Source organism: Vogesella lacus, assembly GCF_979366295.1.
In genome coordinates this window covers 11,847-31,103 of the sequence record NZ_CEETQT010000015.1, presented here as the reverse complement: position 1 = coordinate 31,103, position 19,257 = coordinate 11,847, and the positions used below count along the sequence as shown (strand labels likewise).

Below are 19,257 nucleotides of genomic sequence, written 5' to 3'. Positions count from 1 at the left end.
TGCCAAAACAAAGCCGTAATCAGCAAAGCCTTGACAGCGAAGCGCATCAGACCGCCTGACCAGCCAAGTAGCGCCATTCTGCCGTCGATAAGGGCACTACGGATAAGGGGTCGCACGGCGTAACACCACAGACCTTAGGCAAGGACTGTGCAAATAGTCAGCACAGCGCTCGGACAAACACCGGAACACGACTAAACACATGCTCGAATACAAACTGTCCACCGGACAAAACGAAAAGCATCAACAGACATCATGAATAAGAAACTCGCACGCACCATCAGCCTCTTGATCACACAACTCATGCTAAGCGCGTACACGCTGGCAGACGACAGCAGCCAGCCCCAGGCCGTAACGCAAGCGATATCCACTGCTAGCCAGCAGCCGAACAAAGCAGAAAACAACGCCAAAATTACGTACCCTTGGCTATCAAAATGGCTGGATGAACGAGGCGAAGTCGGCTTGCGCGTGGAGGTCAACGAAAAGGGGCGTGTCACCGAACTCAATATCGTGAAATCCAGTGGCTATCCACGTCTGGACGAAGCGGCTGCCGATACAGTCGAAACATGGATTTTTACGCCGGCAACTCGCCATGGCAAACCAATACCATACCGGTATACCTTTTCAGTTAAATTCCAATTAGAAAATACCAAAACGCAAACACCGTGAAGGCCATCACATCGGAATCATGCTCTCGCTACCCGGGACGGGCTAAAGCGCGGTCTGCTATTTCGCCGTAAATGTCCTGCTATATCTTGCCGACATAAACCGCTACCATGCCCCGGTCATTTTGCGGAGCCGGCCATGCAAGACATATCCCCAAGCGATCTCAAAACCATCCTGCATTCCAAGCGGGCGAATCTTTACTACCTCGAACACTGCCGCGTGCTGGTCAATGGCGGCCGTGTCGAGTACGTGACCGAGCAGGGCAAGGCGTCGCTGTACTGGAACATCCCCATCGCCAACACCACCACCGTGCTGCTGGGCACCGGCACCTCGGTGACACAAGCGGCCATGCGCGAGCTGGCCAAGGCGGGCGTGATGGTGGGCTTTTGCGGCGGCGGTGGCACGCCGCTGTTCACCGCTGGCGAGCGCGAAACCGACATCGCCTGGCAATCGCCGCAGTCCGAATATCGCCCCACCGAATACCTGCAATGCTGGGTGCAATTCTGGTTTGACGAAGGCAAAAGGTTGGCCGCAGCCAAACAGCTGCAACAGGCGCGGCTGGCCCGCATCCGCCAGCACTGGCTGGATAGCCGCCAGCTGCGCGAGGCCGGTTTTGCGGTGGATGCGGCCCAGCTTGAAGCCATGCTGACGGCTTGCGCTCATGCCATCAACCACGCGCCGGATCATATGAGCCTGCTCACCGAAGAGGCGCGGCTGTCCAAGCAGCTGTTCCGTCTGGCCGCGCAAGCCACCCGCTATGGCGAGTTCACCCGCGCCAAGCGCGGCAGCGGTGCCGACCCGGCCAACCGCTTTCTCGATCACGGCAACTATCTGGCTTACGGCCTCGGTGCGACGGCGACCTGGGTGCTTGGCCTGCCGCATGGCTTGGCCATTCTGCACGGCAAGACGCGGCGCGGCGGCCTGGTTTTCGACGTGGCTGATCTCGTCAAAGACGCCATCATCCTGCCGCAAGCCTTCCTCAGCGCCATGCGTGGCGACGACGAGCAAACCTTCCGCCAGCACTGCATCAGCCAGCTCACCCGCAGCGAGGCACTGGATTTCATGATCGACCAGCTCAAAGCGATTGCCGAACAGCAGGGGAGGGCGGCATGAACATCCTGCTGGTTTCGCAATGCGACAAGCGCGCGCTGACCGAGACGCGCCGCATCCTCGACCAGTTTGCCGAACGGCGCGGCGACCGCGTGTGGCAGACGCCGATCACCCTGGCCGGCCTAGACACCTTGCGCAAGCTGCTGCGCAAGAGCGCGCGCAAAAACACCGCCGTCGCTTGCCACTGGCTGCGCGGGCGCGACCACAGCGAGCTGCTGTGGATCGTCGGCGATGCGCGCCGCTTCAATGCCCAGGGCAGCGTGCCTACCAATACGACCAAGAGCGATATCTTGCGCGATCACGACGAAAACGACTGGCTGAGCGGCGAAGACATCCGCCTCGTCGCCACCCTGGCGGCGCTGTTTCACGATCTGGGTAAAGCCTGCGAGGCCTTCCAGACGCGCTTGCGCGGCAAAGGCCCGCATGCGGCCAACCTTTACCGCCACGAATGGGTGTCGCTGCGGCTGATTCAGGCTTTTGTCGGCCAGGATGACGACGCCGGCTGGCTGGCGCGGCTGCAAGAGCCGGAAGAGATGACGACAGACAACTGGAAAAAACGCCTGAAACAAGCCGCGCTGCGTGATGGCGAAGATGTCAAAGCCAAAGACAACAAGCCCTTTGCCGACGGCGTTCTGCCGCCGCTGGCCGCCGCCGTGTGCTGGCTGGTGCTCAGCCATCACCGGCTGCCCTTGCCACCCGCTAGTGAAACCCTCAATGCCGCCCTACTGCAAAAAGGGCTGCAACAGGTGGATAGTCAGTGGAACCAACCATTCCACAGCACAAACCAGACTGAAGCCGAGCCCTACTGGCGCTTTCCGTACGGTTTGCCGGTGGATGATGCCGCGTGGCGCAAACACGTTGCCAAACTGGCCACCAGACTGGCGCAGCGCAAGACCGAATCATGGCTGGAAAACCCTTACGTGATGCATGTCTCGCGCATGGCACTGATGCTGGCCGACCATCATTTCTCCAGCCAAATCGTCGAACAGCGTTGGAAGGCGTCAGAAAAAGACCATATCGCCTTTGCCAACACCCAAACAGTCGATTCCAAACGCCACTTCAACCAGACTTTGCCCGAGCACCTGCTGGGTGTAGCCAAACACAGCGCCGCCGTCTGCCACGCCCTCCCCGGCTTCGAGCGACACTTGCTACGTCTGGCACGCCATCGCATCCTGCAACAACGCAGCCAGAACGAACGCTTCCGCTGGCAGGACAAAGCCTATGATCTGGCCTGCAGCCTGCGCGACAAAGCCCGCCAGCACGGCGCTTTCATCGTCAACATGGCTTCCACCGGCTGCGGCAAAACGCTGGGCAATGCGCGAGTGATGTACGGCCTGTCCGATCCGGCCATTGGCATGCGCTGCGCCTTTGCGCTGGGCCTACGCACGCTGACGCTGCAAACCGGCCAGGCTTTCCGCGACAAGCTGAAGCTGGATGATGGCGATCTGGCCATCCGCGTGGGCGGTGTGGCCAGCCGCGAATTGTTCGAGCACTATCAGACGCAAGCCGAGGAAACCGGCTCTGCATCGCGGCAAGACCTGCTGGACGAAACCAGCCATGTCCGTTTTGACGGTAACCCCGACCACCCGCTGCTGGTGCGTCTGACGCAAGACAGCGCGGTGCAGGCCATGCTGGCCGCGCCGGTGCTGGTCTGCACCATCGACCACCTGATCCCCGCTACGGAGAGCGAACGCGGCGGGCGGCAAATCGCCCCCATGCTGAGGATTTTGTCTAGCGATATAGTTTTCGATGAAATAGACGAATTTGACGTCAACGATCTGCCCGCGCTCACCCGCCTTGTCTACTGGGCCGGCCTGCTCGGCAGCCGCGTGTTGCTATCCTCCGCCACGCTGCCGCCCGCACTGGTGGGCGGGCTGTTTGATGCCTATCTGGCCGGACGACAACATTACCAGCACAATCGCGGCCAACCCGGCCTGCCATTGAATATCAGCTGCGCCTGGCTGGACGAGCGCACTGCCAGCGCCGCCGATTGCGCTGACAGCGCCGCCTTTGCCCAGGCGCATCAGCAATTTGCCAGCCGTCGCCATGCCTGGCTCGCCAGCCAGCCGGTGCGCCGCAGTGCCGAACTGCTGCCGCTCACTGGCATCCCGCGCGACGAGCGCGACCTGTACGACCCGTTGGCCATCCTTCTGCGCGACGCCGCCCTGCGCCTGCACCGCGACAACGCGGAAACCGACCCCGCCAGCGGCAAGCGCGTCAGCTTTGGCTTGATCCGGCTGGCCAATATCGGCCCGCTATACCAGCTGGCCCAAGCCCTCTACCGGCAGGGCGCGCCGGACGGCGTACGCATCCACCTGTGCGTTTATCACTCGCAATACCCGCTGCTGCTGCGCTCCGCCATAGAACGGCGGCTGGACGCGGCGCTGGACCGCACCACGCCGGAAGCCGTCTTCAGCCTGCCCGACATCCGCCAACGGCTGGATGCCCATCCAGAGCCGGAGCAAATCTTCATCGTGCTCGGCAGCCCCGTCACCGAAGTGGGGCGCGACCACGATTATTCATGGGCCATCGCCGAGCCATCCTCCATGCGCTCGCTGATCCAGCTGGCCGGACGCGTACGCCGCCATCGGCCACAGGCGTGGGACAAAGTGAATGTGCTGATTCTGGAAAGAAACATTCGCAGCCTGACCCGGCCCGGCAAACCGGCTTATCTGCGACCCGGTTTTGAAGACGAGCACGATGGCAATTTCTGTCTGGCTGAACACAACCTGCACCAGATCCTGCAGCCCGAAGAATACCGCCATCTCGACGCTCGCCCGCGCTTGCTGACGCGGGAAAAGCTGCACCAAAAAACCAGCCTGGTCGATCTGGAACACGCGCGGCTGCGCATGAAAATGTCTGGCGACAATGGCCAGCAGCCCGCAAAGACCCGCGCCGGCAAAGCGCCACCATCGCCGCCAATCCATGCCGGCAATTGCTGGAAGCAACCTGCTTCGATGCTCGGTGCTTTGCTGCAACGCAAGCACCCGTTCCGGCTGGATTTGAGCGAAGACGTGGACGTGCTGTTATTGCCCAACGAAGACGAAGACGACTTCGCCCTGATCAAACTGGTGGACGGCGAGCGGCGTTTCACCAAGAAAGTGCTGCTGGTAGACAGCAGCCTGCATCACCGCATTGCCGATAGCGACTTGCAAAGCCAGGGCATCACCGCGTGGGCGGAAACCGATTACCTTAGCGCCCTGCAAACCCTGGCCGCAGAGCTGGATATGCCGCTGGTGCAATGCGCCCGCCGCTTCGGCACGGTAACGCTGCCCGCCAGTACGCAAGGCTGGTGGTTTCATCCGGCATTGGGGTTCAGCAAGAAAAAATGAATGCGGCCAACCTTGCAGGGTTGGCCGTGCTGCCTGTCCGGCAGTGAGGAGCGACACATTTCGAATCCGAGTCGCTAATTTTCTGAGCTACCAAAACCGGTAGTAGATTGATTTTAGCAGCTTGGAGGTGTCTACCGAAGCTAATTACATATAAGATTATGAATCTAAGTCTCTAATGGATTGACTTTGGTTTGGGGGAGGGATTATGCTGGCATCAAGTTGGCCATGAGGGTGTGTCCGCACCCTCATGGTCACATTGAAAACTACACGTCTCGATTGCTCCTCGGGACAGCCCATTTGCAGGGCCTGATGCAAGCAGGAAGGAGGACATGATGACTAGCAACCATTTGATCAGAAGAGTCTCAGCCCAAACAGCGCAAGCGATCAGCGCACGCTCATCCTGCTTATGCAGCTTGTGAGTGTAGCTGATCCCTTGTTTTGATGCCACGCGAACAAAACCGAGAAAAGGTCAATCATGAGTACCCTTTCGCCAAGGGCTATACGAATACGCTCTGAAATTGAAGGTTTTATCCTCCAGCGACTGTCTGACAAGCTCGACAAACTGGCCGAAGACGACGCCAAGCGCGACGGCCTGAAAGCCCAATACCAGCCAGCCGCCTGGCTACTTGACGCGGCCCGCCGGGTGGGTCAACTGCAAATGGTCACCCACACGCTCAAGGCCATCCATCCGGATGCCAAGGGTAGCAGCCTGTTTGCCCCGGCAAGCAGTTTGCCAAGCCGGGATGTCGTTGGCAGCCACTGCCTTCCCCTCTTGTCCGCCAGCGATGTCGTCGGCAATGCAGCTGCGCTGGATGTGTACAAATTCCTCAAGCTGGAACACGACGGCCAAACTTTGCTCAGCCTGCTGCAAGCAGGCGATGCCGATGCCTTGGCTGCGTTGAGCGATGACACAGAGCAGGCACAAACATTGCGCGCTGCCTTTGTCAGCATCACCGAACCCAACGGCGGCCCAGCCAGCCACACCCGTGCCAAACAGCTGTACTGGCTGGTCAGCCCCGATGCCGACGAGCTGCCCAATCCGCACGACGACAGCCATTACCATCTGCTGTCCCCGCTGTACGCCAGTGCCTTCTCCCATCACGTGTACCAGACCATCCAGCAGCACCGCTTTGGCGAAGAGGCCAAAGCCGCGCGGCAGGCGAAGCGTGACGGGGTCAGTCATCCGCAGGGTTACAGCGACTACCCGCACTTGGCTGAAGAGAAAAAAGGCGGCACCAAGCCGCAGAACATTTCCCAGCTGAATTCCGAACGCAAGGGCAGCAACTACCTGTTGGCTTCCTTGCCGCCAATATGGGAAAGCAGCGAGCTGACCCCGCTGTACCACACCGACAGCGCCTTCAATCGCTTTGGCCGTCGCCGCGAAATACAGCGTCTGCTGCGTGAGCTGCGCACCTGGCTGCAAAAGCACTACAAGGCACCTAAAGAGGGAGAAGAAGACCACTCCCCAAACAATGTCCATATCCGCGATCACCGCAAAAAACTGCAAGACCAGATTTTCGACGAGCTGGTTTTGTACTCCGCCGAGATCATCAACAACCTGCCGGCAGGCTGGACAGCGCACGCCGACTGCAAGCTGCCCATTGAAGAGCAATGCTGGCTAGACCCGTGGCGCGCTGCCGAAGAGGAAGACTTCAACAAGACATGGCAGTGGCAAGACTGGCCCTTGCAAGTTGCGGAACGCTTTGCCCGCTGGCTCAACAGCAAGCTGGACAAGACACTGCCGGTCAATGATGCAGAATTTCGCTACTGGGCACGCGAGCTGGCCGGTGATCGGGAGTGGCAAATTTTGCAAGATGAACAACAGCGCACGCTGATCGCGCTGGATCAAGTTCAGGCTCTGAAAGGGGGCAACGATGCTGACTAACATCACCGGCCTGCTAACCCTGCCGCATCTGCGCGTGCAAAACGCCAATGCCATTTCCAGCCAGCATACCTGGGGCGCACCCGCCATGAGCGCGTTTAGCGGCCTGATGACCGCACTGGAACGCAAGCTGGCAGGCAAAATTGAGCTGGAATTTTACGGTGTGGGCGTGATCTGCCACGGCTATCAGGCGCAAACCAGCGGCGACTACGTGCAGCGTTTCAACCTGACGCGCAACCCGATAGAGAAAGACGGCAGCACCGCCGCCATTGTCGAAGAAGGTCGCATTCACCTTGACATCACCCTTGTATTTGGCGTGGCGGGGGATGCGCTGACGGAAAACGAAGCGAAACGCGACGAGCTTGCGGCCAACATCGCCAACATTGTCGCCACCCTGCGCATCGGCGGTGGCAGCGTGATACCGCAAACCGGCCAGCCCGCCAGCCGCCTCAAACCCACGCTTCAGGCGCTGGGCGAAGGCGGTGACCGCGCAAAACAATTCCGCCAGCTGTGCCGCCAGTGGCTGCCGGGCTTTGCGCTGCTCTCGCGTGACGACCTGCTGCACAGCCATCACGTCAAACTGCAACAGGACAATCCCGACGCCACCTTGCTGGATGCCTGGCTGGACAAGTCTCGTCTTAATCACTTCCCCGTCACCGACGACAAGGGCGATACCGTCTGGCAGCACTCGCGCCAGCAGGGCGAGGGCTGGATCGTGCCAATTCCGGTGGGCTACGGCGCGCTATCAGACATTCACCCCGCAGGCAGCGTAGCCAATGCTCGTGATGACAGCACGCCCTTCCGTTTTGTGGAAAGCGTGTACTCGCTGGGTGAGTGGCGCAGCCCACACCGATTGAACGATGTTTTTGAACTGTTGTGGTATCCCGATTTTGACCCGGACAGCGGCGTTTACCGCTGCCGCAATGACTACCAGGCCGCAAGCCAGACCGAACACGACACTACAGGAGTAACAGCATGAGCAAACTGGAAAACGCCTCCGTCCTCGCCTTTGAACGCAAGCTGGACCCGTCCGACGCGCTGTTTTTTGCCGGTAACTGGGCCGATCGAAAAGTGAGCGAAGGTTGGCCGCATATCGAAGTACGCGAAAAATCGGTGCGTGGCACCATCTCCAACCGTCTGAAAACCAAAGACCAGGACCCGGCCAAGCTCGACGCCGCGATTGAAAACCCCAATCTGCAAACGGTAGACGTGGCCACGCTGCCGCACGATGCCGACACCCTGAAAGTGCGCTTCACCCTGCGCGTGCTGGCCGGCGTGGGCGAGCCATCCGCCTGCAACAAGGCTGATTACCGCGCCAAACTGCTGGATACCGTCGCCGCCTACCGCGAGGCGCACGGCTTTGGCGAGCTGGCGCAACGCTATGCGGCCAACCTGGCCAATGGCCGCTATCTGTGGCGCAACCGTGCCGGTGCCGAACAGGTGGAAGTCCACGTTACCCAGCTGCAAGACGGCAAGGCGGTGCAGGGCTGGACCTTTGACGCACTGGCGCTGAGCCTGAACGAGCTGGCCACTGGCGGCAATATCACCGAGCTGGGCGCGCTGATCGAAGACGGCCTCGCCGGCAAGGCGCATGTGCTGCTGCAGATCACCGCCTTTGTACGCATCGGTGGCGGGCAGGAAGTGTTCCCGAGCCAGGAGCTGATCCTCGACCGTGGCCGTGGCGACAAGAGCAAGACCTTGTACGCGGTGAAGCAGAAGGACAGCGAAATCGCCGCCATCCACTCGCAAAAAGTCGGCAACGCCATCCGCACCATCGACACCTGGTACGACGAGGCCGACAGCAACGGCCCCATCGCCATCGAACCCTACGGCTCCGTCACCACCCAGGGCCGCGCTTACCGCCAGCCCAAGCAGAAGCTCGACTTCTACACCCTGCTGGACAACTGGGTGCTGAAAGATGTGGTACCGGCCGCCGAACAGCAGCACTTCGTCATCGCCACCCTGATTCGCGGCGGCGTCTTCGGTGAGGCGGGCTAAATCATGGACCACTATCTGGACATCCGCCTGAGGCCGGACCCGGAATTCGCCCTGTCGCTATTGCTGGGCGCGCTGTACGCCAAGCTGCACCGCGTGCTGGCCGTGCAGCAGCGCAGCGACATCGGCGCAAGCTTCCCCGGCTATGCGCTGGCGAGCCAAACCGACAAAGGCAAAACCGTGCCGCCCACGCTGGGCGACACCCTGCGCCTGCACGGCAGCGCCGCCGCGCTCGATAGCCTGATGGCCGCCAACTGGCTGGCCGGCATGCGCGACCACGTCACGCTGGGCCACATCCTGCCGGTGCCGGCTGCGGCCAACCTTGTCCGCGTGCAGCGCAAACAGGCCAAGAGCAATCCGGCCAAGGAGCGCGAGCGGCTGATGCGGCGCAAAGGCGTGAGCGAAGCCGAGGCGCGGCGGCTGATCCCCGACGACAAGGCCAAATGGCTGGATTTGCCCTACCTGACGCTGAGCAGCCAAAGCAGCGGCCAACGCTTTCTGCTCTTCATCGCGCAGCAAGCGGCAAGTGTCGCGGCCGACGGCGAATTCAACGCCTACGCCCTGAGCCAGACCGCCACCTTGCCGGCGTTTTAAGGGCAAAAGCTTGCGGCCAACCTTGCAAGCAGGCGCGCAAAGTTGGCCGCAACCCTTTTTTGGGCGGGGTAATGCTGATCTTTAAAAATCAGAGACTTAGAACAGGGTGCGAAAAAAGGGTTTTTAGCGGTAAAATCGCTGCACGCCTTGCCAGTCAAGGCGCGCAGCCGGAAGGCCGCTAGTTCACTGCCGGACAGGCAGCTCAGAAACGACGAGAGGGGCGCGGCTGAGTACCGCTTTAGTTCACTGCCGGACAGGCAGCTCAGAAATTTCGGTACTGATCCACGCGGTACTTGGGACAAGTTCACTGCCGGACAGGCAGCTCAGAAATCATCAACCGCAAAAGTCACGGTTGCATTGCCGTTCACTGCCGGACAGGCAGCTCAGAAAGCATCGCCGCTGGCTTCCATCAGCGCAATCTCGTTCACTGCCGGACAGGCAGCTCAGAAAAAGTCGGGGATGCCCGGGTGCTGCCAGTGGCCGTTCACTGCCGGACAGGCAGCTCAGAAAATGATTTTGCCCTGGCAGCGGCGCATGATGTCGTTCACTGCCGGACAGGCAGCTCAGAAATGCCGCGCTCCGCTTGGCGGCTTTGCTTTTCCGTTCACTGCCGGACAGGCAGCTCAGAAAAGCCGCGTCTTGGCGCGCGGCCGCCCCGCCTCGTTCACTGCCGGACAGGCAGCTCAGAAATTCTTGGGGACTTCGGTGCCATTACGGCGTAAGTTCACTGCCGGACAGGCAGCTCAGAAATTTGACGAGCCAACCGATAACGGTGTGCCCGTGTTCACTGCCGGACAGGCAGCTCAGAAAAATACCAGATTTTTAAAGAGTCGCTTGGTCAGGTTCACTGCCGGACAGGCAGCTCAGAAAATGAACCGAAACGCTCCTGCTGAGGTGACTGAGTTCACTGCCGGACAGGCAGCTCAGAAAGACCTCACCTTCGGACCTTTTGACCGGCGAGTGTTCACTGCCGGACAGGCAGCTCAGAAATGTAGGGATGAGATGAGAACGGTTGGTTCTCTTGTTCACTGCCGGACAGGCAGCTCAGAAAATGCCGCCGACTGCACCAGCGCCCATCGTCCCGTTCACTGCCGGACAGGCAGCTCAGAAAACGTTCCCGCAATTGACCGGCTGCATTCAGTCGTTCACTGCCGGACAGGCAGCTCAGAAACCGACGGTTGGCGATTGGACTGTTCCAGATTTTGTTCACTGCCGGACAGGCAGCTCAGAAAAGTACCGGGAGTCGTGCCAGTGCCGGGGGTCGTGTTCACTGCCGGACAGGCAGCTCAGAAAACTGCTCAAGCCCCTTGATACGCACCATTAGCGTTCACTGCCGGACAGGCAGCTCAGAAAAGTACCAGGACGGGACTTCGGTTACAGGCTTGGTTCACTGCCGGACAGGCAGCTCAGAAATGATCAGGAGTCAGGCGGCGCAACTCACGCCAGTTCACTGCCGGACAGGCAGCTCAGAAAATCAAGCAGGCTGCGCACATTGCAAAGCGTATGTTCACTGCCGGACAGGCAGCTCAGAAATCGTCGGTGCGATAAATGGCAACATCCGCGACCTTCACTGCCGGACAGGCAGCTCAGAAATGAAAGTCCGACTCAGCCTAAGCCCCCAACTAAGTTCACTGCCGGACAGGCAGCTCAGAAAGCGGGGATCAGTGCCGAAAGGAGCGTGCACATGTTCACTGCCGGACAGGCAGCTCAGAAAAGATACCGGCACGCCTCCCGACACCGGCACGCGTTCACTGCCGGACAGGCAGCTCAGAAAAGAAGATCATTAGCCGCGTGCAGTATCACAACGTTCACTGCCGGACAGGCAGCTCAGAAACTAATGCATTCCCACCTGATCCTAATCCGCCTAGTTCACTGCCGGACAGGCAGCTCAGAAATTGCCCCACAGAAATAGCGCCAGCCAGGTCAAGTTCACTGCCGGACAGGCAGCTCAGAAACTTGATGCGTTTGACGTCATCGCCGTAGCGACGTTCACTGCCGGACAGGCAGCTCAGAAATGATCCGGCTCCTCCTGTAAATCCACCTACTAGTTCACTGCCGGACAGGCAGCTCAGAAAACCAAGAAGGCCAAGACCGGCAGGAACAAAAGGTTCACTGCCGGACAGGCAGCTCAGAAAACCGTTTGAGCTTCCGACCTTTGACCCCGAAAGTTCACTGCCGGACAGGCAGCTCAGAAAGTGACAGGCAGGCGGAGGCGAGAAGGTTGGCCGTTCACTGCCGGACAGGCAGCTCAGAAACATACAAATTCGCATGGCGTGTTTGGTGGCTTGTTCACTGCCGGACAGGCAGCTCAGAAATTCGTGCGATGGCAAGCGGGAGTCAGATCCCGGTTCACTGCCGGACAGGCAGCTCAGAAAAGGAGGTGCTGCGCAAAGCGGCGTTGAGGGTGGTTCACTGCCGGACAGGCAGCTCAGAAATCGCGCACCTTCCAGTTCCGCTTAACGGAACCGTTCACTGCCGGACAGGCAGCTCAGAAATTTTGCCTGGCTGCCAAGAGTCAAAGACTTAGGTTCACTGCCGGACAGGCAGCTCAGAAAAGCAGCAATACCGCCAAATCTTGAGTCAAAAAGTTCACTGCCGGACAGGCAGCTCAGAAATCATCAAGCGGGAATTCGCCGGTTTCCGGATCGTTCACTGCCGGACAGGCAGCTCAGAAAGAAGTAAGCGGCCAGCAGGCTGGCTGGCACGAGTTCACTGCCGGACAGGCAGCTCAGAAAAATATGGGCTAACTGTACCGTCCATGGCGTGGGTTCACTGCCGGACAGGCAGCTCAGAAATACCGTCCCGCCCGTTGCACCGGTTCAGAATTGTTCACTGCCGGACAGGCAGCTCAGAAACAAATTTTCGAGATAAGGAACCGCATCGTTAAGTTCACTGCCGGACAGGCAGCTCAGAAAAACGGTCGGGAAAGGAATTGGTTCCGGGTCTTGTTCACTGCCGGACAGGCAGCTCAGAAACGGCGTGAGCATGATGCCGTCAAAGCTGACAGGTTCACTGCCGGACAGGCAGCTCAGAAACGATACCAACCATGAATGCAATGACCGGGAAAAGTTCACTGCCGGACAGGCAGCTCAGAAATGGATAATCACGTTCGGCAGATCGTGAACAAGGTTCACTGCCGGACAGGCAGCTCAGAAAAGCAGGGCACGATCATCAAAGATGTTCCGGCCGTTCACTGCCGGACCGGCAGCTCAGAAACGATTTTTCCAGCGCCAGCCGCTCTTCAGCCTGTTCACTGCCGGACAGGCAGCTCAGAAATGAACGCGATCACCAAAGCACGCACGGAGCAAGTTCACTGCCGGACAGGCAGCTCAGAAATGAGTGGCCGTCAGCGCGCCCAGGACCCAAAGGTTCACTGCCGGACAGGCAGCTCAGAAAGCTGGAGCTTGCGCCCTCGATCAGAACGGGGCGTTCACTGCCGGACAGGCAGCTCAGAAAATGACGCTCAGTAAAGGCTGGGTATGGGCTGTCGTTCACTGCCGGACAGGCAGCTCAGAAATGTTGGGGCACCAGGATACTGAGGTCACATCGGTTCACTGCCGGACAGGCAGCTCAGAAAATCGGGGCCAACGTAGCTAATACCATCGGGGCGTTCACTGCCGGACAGGCAGCTCAGAAAGATAGCCTCAAGGCATGGTTCATCGATGATGTGTTCACTGCCGGACAGGCAGCTCAGAAAAGCCGCAGGAGGTTGGCCGCCGCGAGAACTTTGTTCACTGCCGGACAGGCAGCTCAGAAATGCCCGTAGTCGATAGAGGATTTCAGCTTTTTGTTCACTGCCGGACAGGCAGCTCAGAAACAACTCCGCGAGGCGCATCAGCTGCTGATGGAGTTCACTGCCGGACAGGCAGCTCAGAAAACCGACGCAGCAATGCAGACCAACCCCTAAACGTTCACTGCCGGACAGGCAGCTCAGAAAGAGTCTTGCCCCTTCGGGCTTAGCCCCTCACGGTTCACTGCCGGACAGGCAGCTTGGTTTTACGCAAAGGGAAGGTGCTGATAGCGGAGGTGTTTTCCAGCGGTAGTACTACGGAGTTCGCCACGCTGTGCGCTGCCTGCGTGGCGAACGGACGTTTGTGATCCCCCGTCCTTGTGCCCGTTGGCCGCGGCGGGGGGGGGGGGGGCTTGCGCTTTACGCAGTCTGTTGCTGGCCAGCCGTCACCAGCGGGAAGTCGATAGGGGTGCGGACGACGTTGTTGACATAGTTGGTCAGCACATTCAGCGCCACCAGCAGTACCAGCTCGATGGTTTCCGCCTCGTCAAAACCGGCTGCCCGCAGTGCGGCCAACTCGGTATCGCTGATATGGCCACGCTGGCTGGCGACCTGGTAAGCAAACTGCAGCGCGGCATGGGTACGGGCATCGGGACTGTGGTGGTCGCGGGCGGCGTTGATGTCGTCGATCGAGAGTTTGGCGACATGCTGGCCGAGGTAGCTGTGGGCCGACAGGCAGTAGTCGCAGCCGTTGTATTCTGCGACGGCGAGGGCGACGCGCTCGCGCAGGGCTGCCGGCAGCTTGCCCTTGTTCAGCGCACCGTTCAGCGACAGATAGCCTTCGAGGGCGGCCGGGCTGTGGCCGATGACTTTCATCAGATTGGGCACCACGCCCAGTTGCTGTTGCACGGCGGCCAACAGCGACTGGCTGGCGGGGCGGGATTGTTCTACGGTCGGGATGCTGAGGCGATTCATGCTGTGCTCCTGCTCGGGTGAGGGTTATGTCTGCGCATCGCCGTGTGCGGTGCCAGTGACCCTACTGTGACAGACCTCACTGGCCAGAAGAATAGCCATATAATGCAATTGATTATTCCACTTGCAGGAACGAAGCATGGGCCGACTACATTTGATGACCGTGTTTGTGGCCGTGGGGGATGAGGGCAGTTTTGCCGCCGCTGCCCGTCGCCTGGGCATGTCGCCGCCGGCGGTCACGCGTGCCATTGCCAGCCTGGAAGCGCGGCTAGGGGTCAAGCTGCTTCAGCGCACCACCCGGCATGTGCGGGTAACGGATGCCGGTCAACGCTATCTGGATGATGCACGGCGCATTGTGGCGGAGGTGGATGAGGCCGACGAAGCGGTGGCCGGTATCAATGCCGCTCCGCGCGGCCAACTCACCGTGACCGCGCCGGTGCTGTTCGGCAAGCTGTTTGTGATGCCGGGCATCGTGGCCTATTTGCAGCGTTATCCGCAGGTGTCGGTGTCGGCGCTGTTTCTCGACCGGGTGGTGAATATGCTGGAAGAGGGGGTGGATGTGGCCGTGCGTATCGGCCCCTTGCCGGATTCCAGCCTGCGCGCGATCAAGGTGGGTGAAGTGCGGCGGGTGGTCTGTGCCTCGCCGGACTATCTGGCCACGCATGGCCGGCCCGGCTGCCCTGCCGATCTGCGGGCGCATACCATTATTGCCGCCACCAGTGTGTCGCCGACGGTGGAGTGGAAGTTTGATACGGCGGACGGTGCCGAGGCCGTCCGGCTGCAGCCCCGCTTGCTGGTCAGCAGCAACGACAGTGCCATCGAGGCCGCCCGCGCCGGGTTGGGCATTACCCGGCTGCTGTCCTATCAGGTGGCCGGGCTGCTGCAAGCCGGCGACTTGCAACGCTTGCTGCCGGCCTACGAAAGTGCCCCGCTGCCGATTCATCTGGTCCATCGCGAAGGCAAGTATGGCTCGGCCAGGGTGCGCAGTTTCATCGACCTGATGGTGGCGCATCTGCACGACAGTCTGTCTCTGGCCTGATGGCCCGTGCCGCCGAAATCAGTCGGGCCAGTCGCCAGACTGCAGCAGGTAGGGTGACAGGTGGGCCGCCTCGCCACGCAAGGACAATACTCCCCGCCGCCGCCACATTTGCTCGACGGTGAAGTGCCAGGCGCGCTCACAACCGGCGAAGGCGGCCAAGGTGTCGTCCTGCCAGAGAATTTCCGTGCGCCCGCTCAGTTGCAGCACGTCGCCATTGGCAAAGTCGAGGAATAACAGTCCGGCCCTGGGGTTGAGCAGCAAGTTGCCCAGCGTGTTGAAAAAACGGTTGCCGGAAAAATCCGGAATGGTCAGCCGGTTGCCCGCCACCCTGACAAAGCCCGGCTTGCCGCCGCGATGCGATACATCAACCGATGCCGCCTGCTGGCTGGCATCACCGGGAAAGCAGCTGGCCACAAACAGCGTGTCGGCAGCGGTAATCAGCTGGCGTGCGGCGCTATCCAGGCCCGACAAGTGTTCGGCGGGTGTGGTCTGGCTGGCGGCGGGTTGTACCGTGTGGATGGCGCGCTGCTGGATGTACTTGGGGCAATTGCCGAATGATTGCGTCACCGCCACTGTGAGGCCTGCATCCGATATGGTTTGCAGTTCGCCATTCATGCGGTTGCGGCGGCGGGTCGGCAGCTCGATGCCCAGCAAGCCAAGCGGCGCGCCCGGATGCAGGCAGGCGTGTAGCGGGTCATCCGGCTGCGGTCGGGCGGCAATGGTCAGCAGTCGTTCATCGGGAGCGTGCACGAAGCAGGGCGGGCCTTCGAGGATGCCGGCCCAAGGCCAGCCTGCGGCATCGACGGCACCCAGCAGCAGAAAGGGCAGTTGCTGGTAGAACGTCCGGTGCTGTTCCGGCATGTAGTCACGGATCACACGCTGGCCGATGGCCTGCATCTGCTCGGCGACACCAAGCTTTTCCTGCAGCAACTGTTCGCCACGGTGCCAGGGAGAGGGGTTGGACATGATACGCCCCCTGTCAGGCATCGCCCGCCGGGGCGACAGCACTGGCCTGCATGGCGACAAAACCGGGCAAGGCCTCGATGCGTGCCAGCCAGGCCCGTACATGCGGATAGTCTGCCAGCGAGACATGGCCCTCTGGCGCATGCGCGGTATAGGTGTAGTTGGCGATGTCGGCAATGGTGGGGTGGTCGCCAATGAGGAAAGGGCGTTTTGCCAGCTCGCTATCCATCACCGCGAACAATTTATGGGCACGCAGGGTGACTTCCTCGGCGTGAAGGCCGGCACCAAATACCGTGATCAGCCGAGCCGCCGCAGGGCCGAAGGCCAGCGGGCCGGCGGCCACCGACAGCCAGCGCTGCACGGCGGCTTCGCCCACTGCATCGTCTGGTAACCAGTCGCTGTTGCCATAGCGGCGCGCCAGATACACCAGGATGGCGTTGGAGTCGGCCACGATGGTGCCGTTGTCGTCGATAACCGGCACCTGGCCGAATACGTTCAGCTTGAGGAAGTCGGCCTGCTTGTGGGCACCGGCACGCAGATTTACCTCGATCAGCTCGGTGGGAACCTGCAGCAGGGACAGCGCCAGGCGCACGCGATGGGAATGGCCGGACAGCGGGAAGGTATAGAGTTTGACGGGCAAGCGGGTCATGGCGGTCTCCGGGTACGTGGCGCATCCGGAATAAGGATGCAGAGGCGGTCACTGTGCCTTGTACTGTCGGAGAAATGAATGCCTGTTTATCGCAATTGATTATTGCAAATATCGGAATGATACGGACGTTTGCTGGCATGTCAGACAGGCAGAGACTACGGGTTTCATGCCACTTTCCACAAAAAACCGTCTGGCTAGCGGAAGTGGCCGAGGAGGCCACCCCTGCAGGCAGCGGCGGCGGAATTGACAAACTCGCCGCCCCGCTCGGTCACCTTGGTCAGCAAGTCATCGACGCGAAGGCGTTGGCGCACCTTATGGGCGAGAAAGATTGGGACTGCGGTAATGCTCTCGCTACTCACGCGGTGGCGAAGCCGGATCACGGCGATGCTGCCCATGGATCACCCCCCAAGTTTTTCCGGCAAATAGCCGGATGGTTACACAAGCCGGAGTGGAGACTATGGGGTGCCGATCCACCCATCTGATAAGTTTGGCATGCCGGTGTACATGCACGATTCCAAATGCAGCAAACTTGATGTGGCTTGTGTATCAGTTGTCGCGGGATCGTTATAATGCAGGCCATCAGACGGAAATGACGAATGACTGAAATGAAGAATGCTGACCCGATTTGGGATACGGCCTGGCAGTGGGTGATGCTGCGGCACGAGGAAAAATTTTCACAGCCATGCCCGCCAGCCTTGCTGGCCTGGTTACAAGCGGATGCCCGCCATCAGCAAGCTTATGATGATGCTTGTCAGATATGGCAGCTTACCGGTGTGAAGTAAGCCGGGATCGTGCAGGTGTTGCGCGGTGAGGCGACTTGGGTTTACGGGTGCAGGCTTATAGCGGTATATCACGTTTGGCGATTAAACAAAGCCTGGCGTTTGCCGTCATTACTGATGACTCATGTCTCGGTGTAATGAAATGCAAAGCGTTGTATCCCTAACCAGTCATTCCGTTGAAGCAGCCGTCTCTTATGGCCAGACTATGGCTGTACTTGGCGGCTTGTTGCCGGCGGCGGATCTGGCCAGCATCTGGCAGCTGCCACCTTATCAGCTCGATCACGCGACTATAGCGGTGGTGGATATGGCGAGATTGTCCGCCAGTCTGGACGGGATGGATTTGGCGGCGCTGCACGAGGCGATGCCGGCGCGGGCGGTGCGTAGCCGGCAGTTATCGTTTCTGGCCGGGCGGCTGTGTGCCGAGCGTGCGGCCAGCGCGCAGACGGGCGTGACGGCCAGGGTTGGCCGCAATACAGCCGGGTTGCCACTGTGGCCGGCTGGCCTGACCGGCGCGATTACCCATCATCAGGATCTGGCACTGGCGGTTGCCGGTGCAGGGCGCTTCGGGCTGGGGGTTGATAGCGAAAAGCGCGCCAGTGACGATCAATTGCAAGCTATCCTGGCTGTATGTTGCACGGCGCGTGATCGACTCTTTATCCAGGCGGGTGATGCTGCCGAGCGGGCCACCTTGTTGTTCTCGGCCAAGGAAGCCGCGTTCAAGGCGGTTTTTCCCTTGCTTGGACGCTTTGCCGATTTTACCGAGTTTGAAGTGGCAGAGCATGATACGGCCGGCAGCTGTTTGTGGCTTCAGCCGGTCAACCCGCATGACTGGCCAATCGACTTGCCCGACTTGCCGGTCTCTTATCTGCAGCTGCCCGATATGGTGCATTGCTGGCTGGATGTGCGTCCCCGGTCTGGTGGCGGCGGGGTGTGACGTAGTCGGGGACGGTTTGCTGCGGCGGTTACAAATGGCTGCGGCAAACGGCCAGGGCTTGGCCGACATCGCGCAGCATGAAGTTGACGAGGGTGGCCGAGCAGCCCAATTCTTTGGCGATCTCGCGCTGGGTCAGCTCGTGGATGCGGTATAGCTCGAAGGCCCGCCGGGTGCGCTCGGGCAGGGTACTCATGGCCTGATCAATCGCTTGCAACAGCAGGCGTTGCTGCAGGATGTTTTGCGGATTGCCTCCGCCGTCCACCTGCGGCAGCTCATCATCGTCCAGATGCACGCGATACTGCCCCTCGACTTGCTGGCGGCGGATATTGTCCAGCGACAGATTTCTCACCACTTTGCAGCAGTAGGCTTGCGGACAATCAACCTGCTTGCCGATCGCCACATCCAGCAGTTTCAGGAAGGCTTCCTGCAGGATGTCTTCGGCCTGTGCTTGGCTGCCCAGGATCTTGAAAGCCACGGAGCGCAATTTCTTGCGCTCCGTGGCAAATACCTGTTCAAGCAAGCTGAATGAAATGACGTTTGACATCTTATTGTGCTGGCAAAATTCAATTGGCACTAATGATAATGGTTATCATTAGTGAATTCAATTGTATTTCT

14 protein-coding genes and 1 CRISPR repeat array are annotated in these 19,257 nt (G+C 60.1%); of the genes, 10 read left to right on the top strand and 4 right to left on the bottom strand.

Annotated features, from left to right (window positions below; translation table 11 throughout):
- The first annotated feature begins 252 nt into the window (after positions 1–252).
- From ACZ9W6_RS16640 to cas6f, 7 genes are all read left to right on the top strand, one after another.
- Positions 253–666, top strand: a complete 414-nt coding sequence (locus ACZ9W6_RS16640) for an energy transducer TonB (protein WP_465192310.1) — start codon at positions 253–255, stop codon at positions 664–666.
- Between the two features lie 135 nt (positions 667–801).
- Positions 802–1,776 carry a type I-F CRISPR-associated endonuclease Cas1f gene (cas1f, locus tag ACZ9W6_RS16635; protein ID WP_465192309.1) on the top strand — a complete coding sequence of 325 codons (975 nt, stop codon included), beginning with the start codon at positions 802–804 and terminating at the stop codon, positions 1,774–1,776.
- Positions 1,773–5,105, top strand: a complete 3,333-nt coding sequence (gene cas3f, locus ACZ9W6_RS16630; protein WP_465192308.1) for a type I-F CRISPR-associated helicase Cas3f — start codon at positions 1,773–1,775, stop codon at positions 5,103–5,105. The genes cas1f and cas3f overlap by 4 nt, the downstream gene beginning before the upstream one ends.
- Positions 5,106–5,580: 475 nt before the next feature.
- Complete coding sequence (csy1, locus tag ACZ9W6_RS16625) at positions 5,581–6,990, top strand: type I-F CRISPR-associated protein Csy1 (protein WP_465192307.1); 1,410 nt, start codon at positions 5,581–5,583, stop codon at positions 6,988–6,990.
- The gene (gene csy2, locus ACZ9W6_RS16620) at positions 6,980–7,966 is read left to right on the top strand and encodes a type I-F CRISPR-associated protein Csy2 (RefSeq protein WP_465192306.1); all 987 of its coding nucleotides are present in this window, start codon (positions 6,980–6,982) and stop codon (positions 7,964–7,966) included. The genes csy1 and csy2 overlap by 11 nt, the downstream gene beginning before the upstream one ends.
- On the top strand, positions 7,963–8,985 hold the full coding sequence (csy3, locus tag ACZ9W6_RS16615; RefSeq protein ID WP_465192305.1) for a type I-F CRISPR-associated protein Csy3: 1,023 nt from the start codon (positions 7,963–7,965) through the stop codon (positions 8,983–8,985). The genes csy2 and csy3 overlap by 4 nt, the downstream gene beginning before the upstream one ends.
- Before the next feature lie 3 nt (positions 8,986–8,988).
- Positions 8,989–9,576, top strand: a complete 588-nt coding sequence (gene cas6f, locus ACZ9W6_RS16610; protein WP_465192304.1) for a type I-F CRISPR-associated endoribonuclease Cas6/Csy4 — start codon at positions 8,989–8,991, stop codon at positions 9,574–9,576.
- A gap of 181 nt (positions 9,577–9,757) precedes the next feature.
- Positions 9,758–13,573: a CRISPR direct-repeat array (repeat unit 28 nt; unit sequence GTTCACTGCCGGACAGGCAGCTCAGAAA).
- 153 nt (positions 13,574–13,726) lie between these two features.
- Here cas6f and ACZ9W6_RS16605 read toward each other — a convergent pair.
- Positions 13,727–14,281 carry a carboxymuconolactone decarboxylase family protein gene (locus tag ACZ9W6_RS16605; protein WP_465192303.1) on the bottom strand — a complete coding sequence of 185 codons (555 nt, stop codon included), beginning with the start codon at positions 14,279–14,281 and terminating at the stop codon, positions 13,727–13,729.
- A gap of 136 nt (positions 14,282–14,417) precedes the next feature.
- Here ACZ9W6_RS16605 and ACZ9W6_RS16600 point away from each other — a divergent pair, with 136 nt between their 5' ends.
- Positions 14,418–15,317 (top strand): LysR family transcriptional regulator, encoded by a 900-nt coding sequence (locus tag ACZ9W6_RS16600; RefSeq protein ID WP_465192302.1) that lies wholly within the window; start codon positions 14,418–14,420, stop codon positions 15,315–15,317.
- Between the two features lie 18 nt (positions 15,318–15,335).
- Here ACZ9W6_RS16600 and ACZ9W6_RS16595 read toward each other — a convergent pair whose 3' ends face one another.
- Positions 15,336–16,283, bottom strand: coding sequence for a pyridoxamine 5'-phosphate oxidase family protein (locus tag ACZ9W6_RS16595; protein ID WP_465192301.1), 948 nt, complete (start codon positions 16,281–16,283; stop codon positions 15,336–15,338).
- Between the two features lie 13 nt (positions 16,284–16,296).
- The gene (locus tag ACZ9W6_RS16590; RefSeq protein WP_465192300.1) at positions 16,297–16,929 is read right to left on the bottom strand and encodes a glutathione S-transferase family protein; all 633 of its coding nucleotides are present in this window, start codon (positions 16,927–16,929) and stop codon (positions 16,297–16,299) included.
- A gap of 596 nt (positions 16,930–17,525) precedes the next feature.
- Between ACZ9W6_RS16590 and ACZ9W6_RS16585 the strand changes: the two genes are divergently transcribed.
- Both ACZ9W6_RS16585 and ACZ9W6_RS16580 read left to right on the top strand, forming a co-directional pair.
- Positions 17,526–17,711 carry a FecR/PupR family sigma factor regulator gene (locus tag ACZ9W6_RS16585; protein WP_465192299.1) on the top strand — a complete coding sequence of 62 codons (186 nt, stop codon included), beginning with the start codon at positions 17,526–17,528 and terminating at the stop codon, positions 17,709–17,711.
- Between the two features lie 202 nt (positions 17,712–17,913).
- Positions 17,914–18,642 (top strand): 4'-phosphopantetheinyl transferase family protein, encoded by a 729-nt coding sequence (locus ACZ9W6_RS16580; RefSeq protein WP_465192298.1) that lies wholly within the window; start codon positions 17,914–17,916, stop codon positions 18,640–18,642.
- Between the two features lie 28 nt (positions 18,643–18,670).
- Here the strand turns inward: ACZ9W6_RS16580 and ACZ9W6_RS16575 are convergent, their stop codons facing one another.
- Entirely contained in the window at positions 18,671–19,186 is a 516-nt protein-coding gene (locus tag ACZ9W6_RS16575; protein ID WP_465192297.1) for a sigma-70 family RNA polymerase sigma factor, read from the bottom strand.
- Positions 19,187–19,257 lie beyond the last annotated feature (71 nt).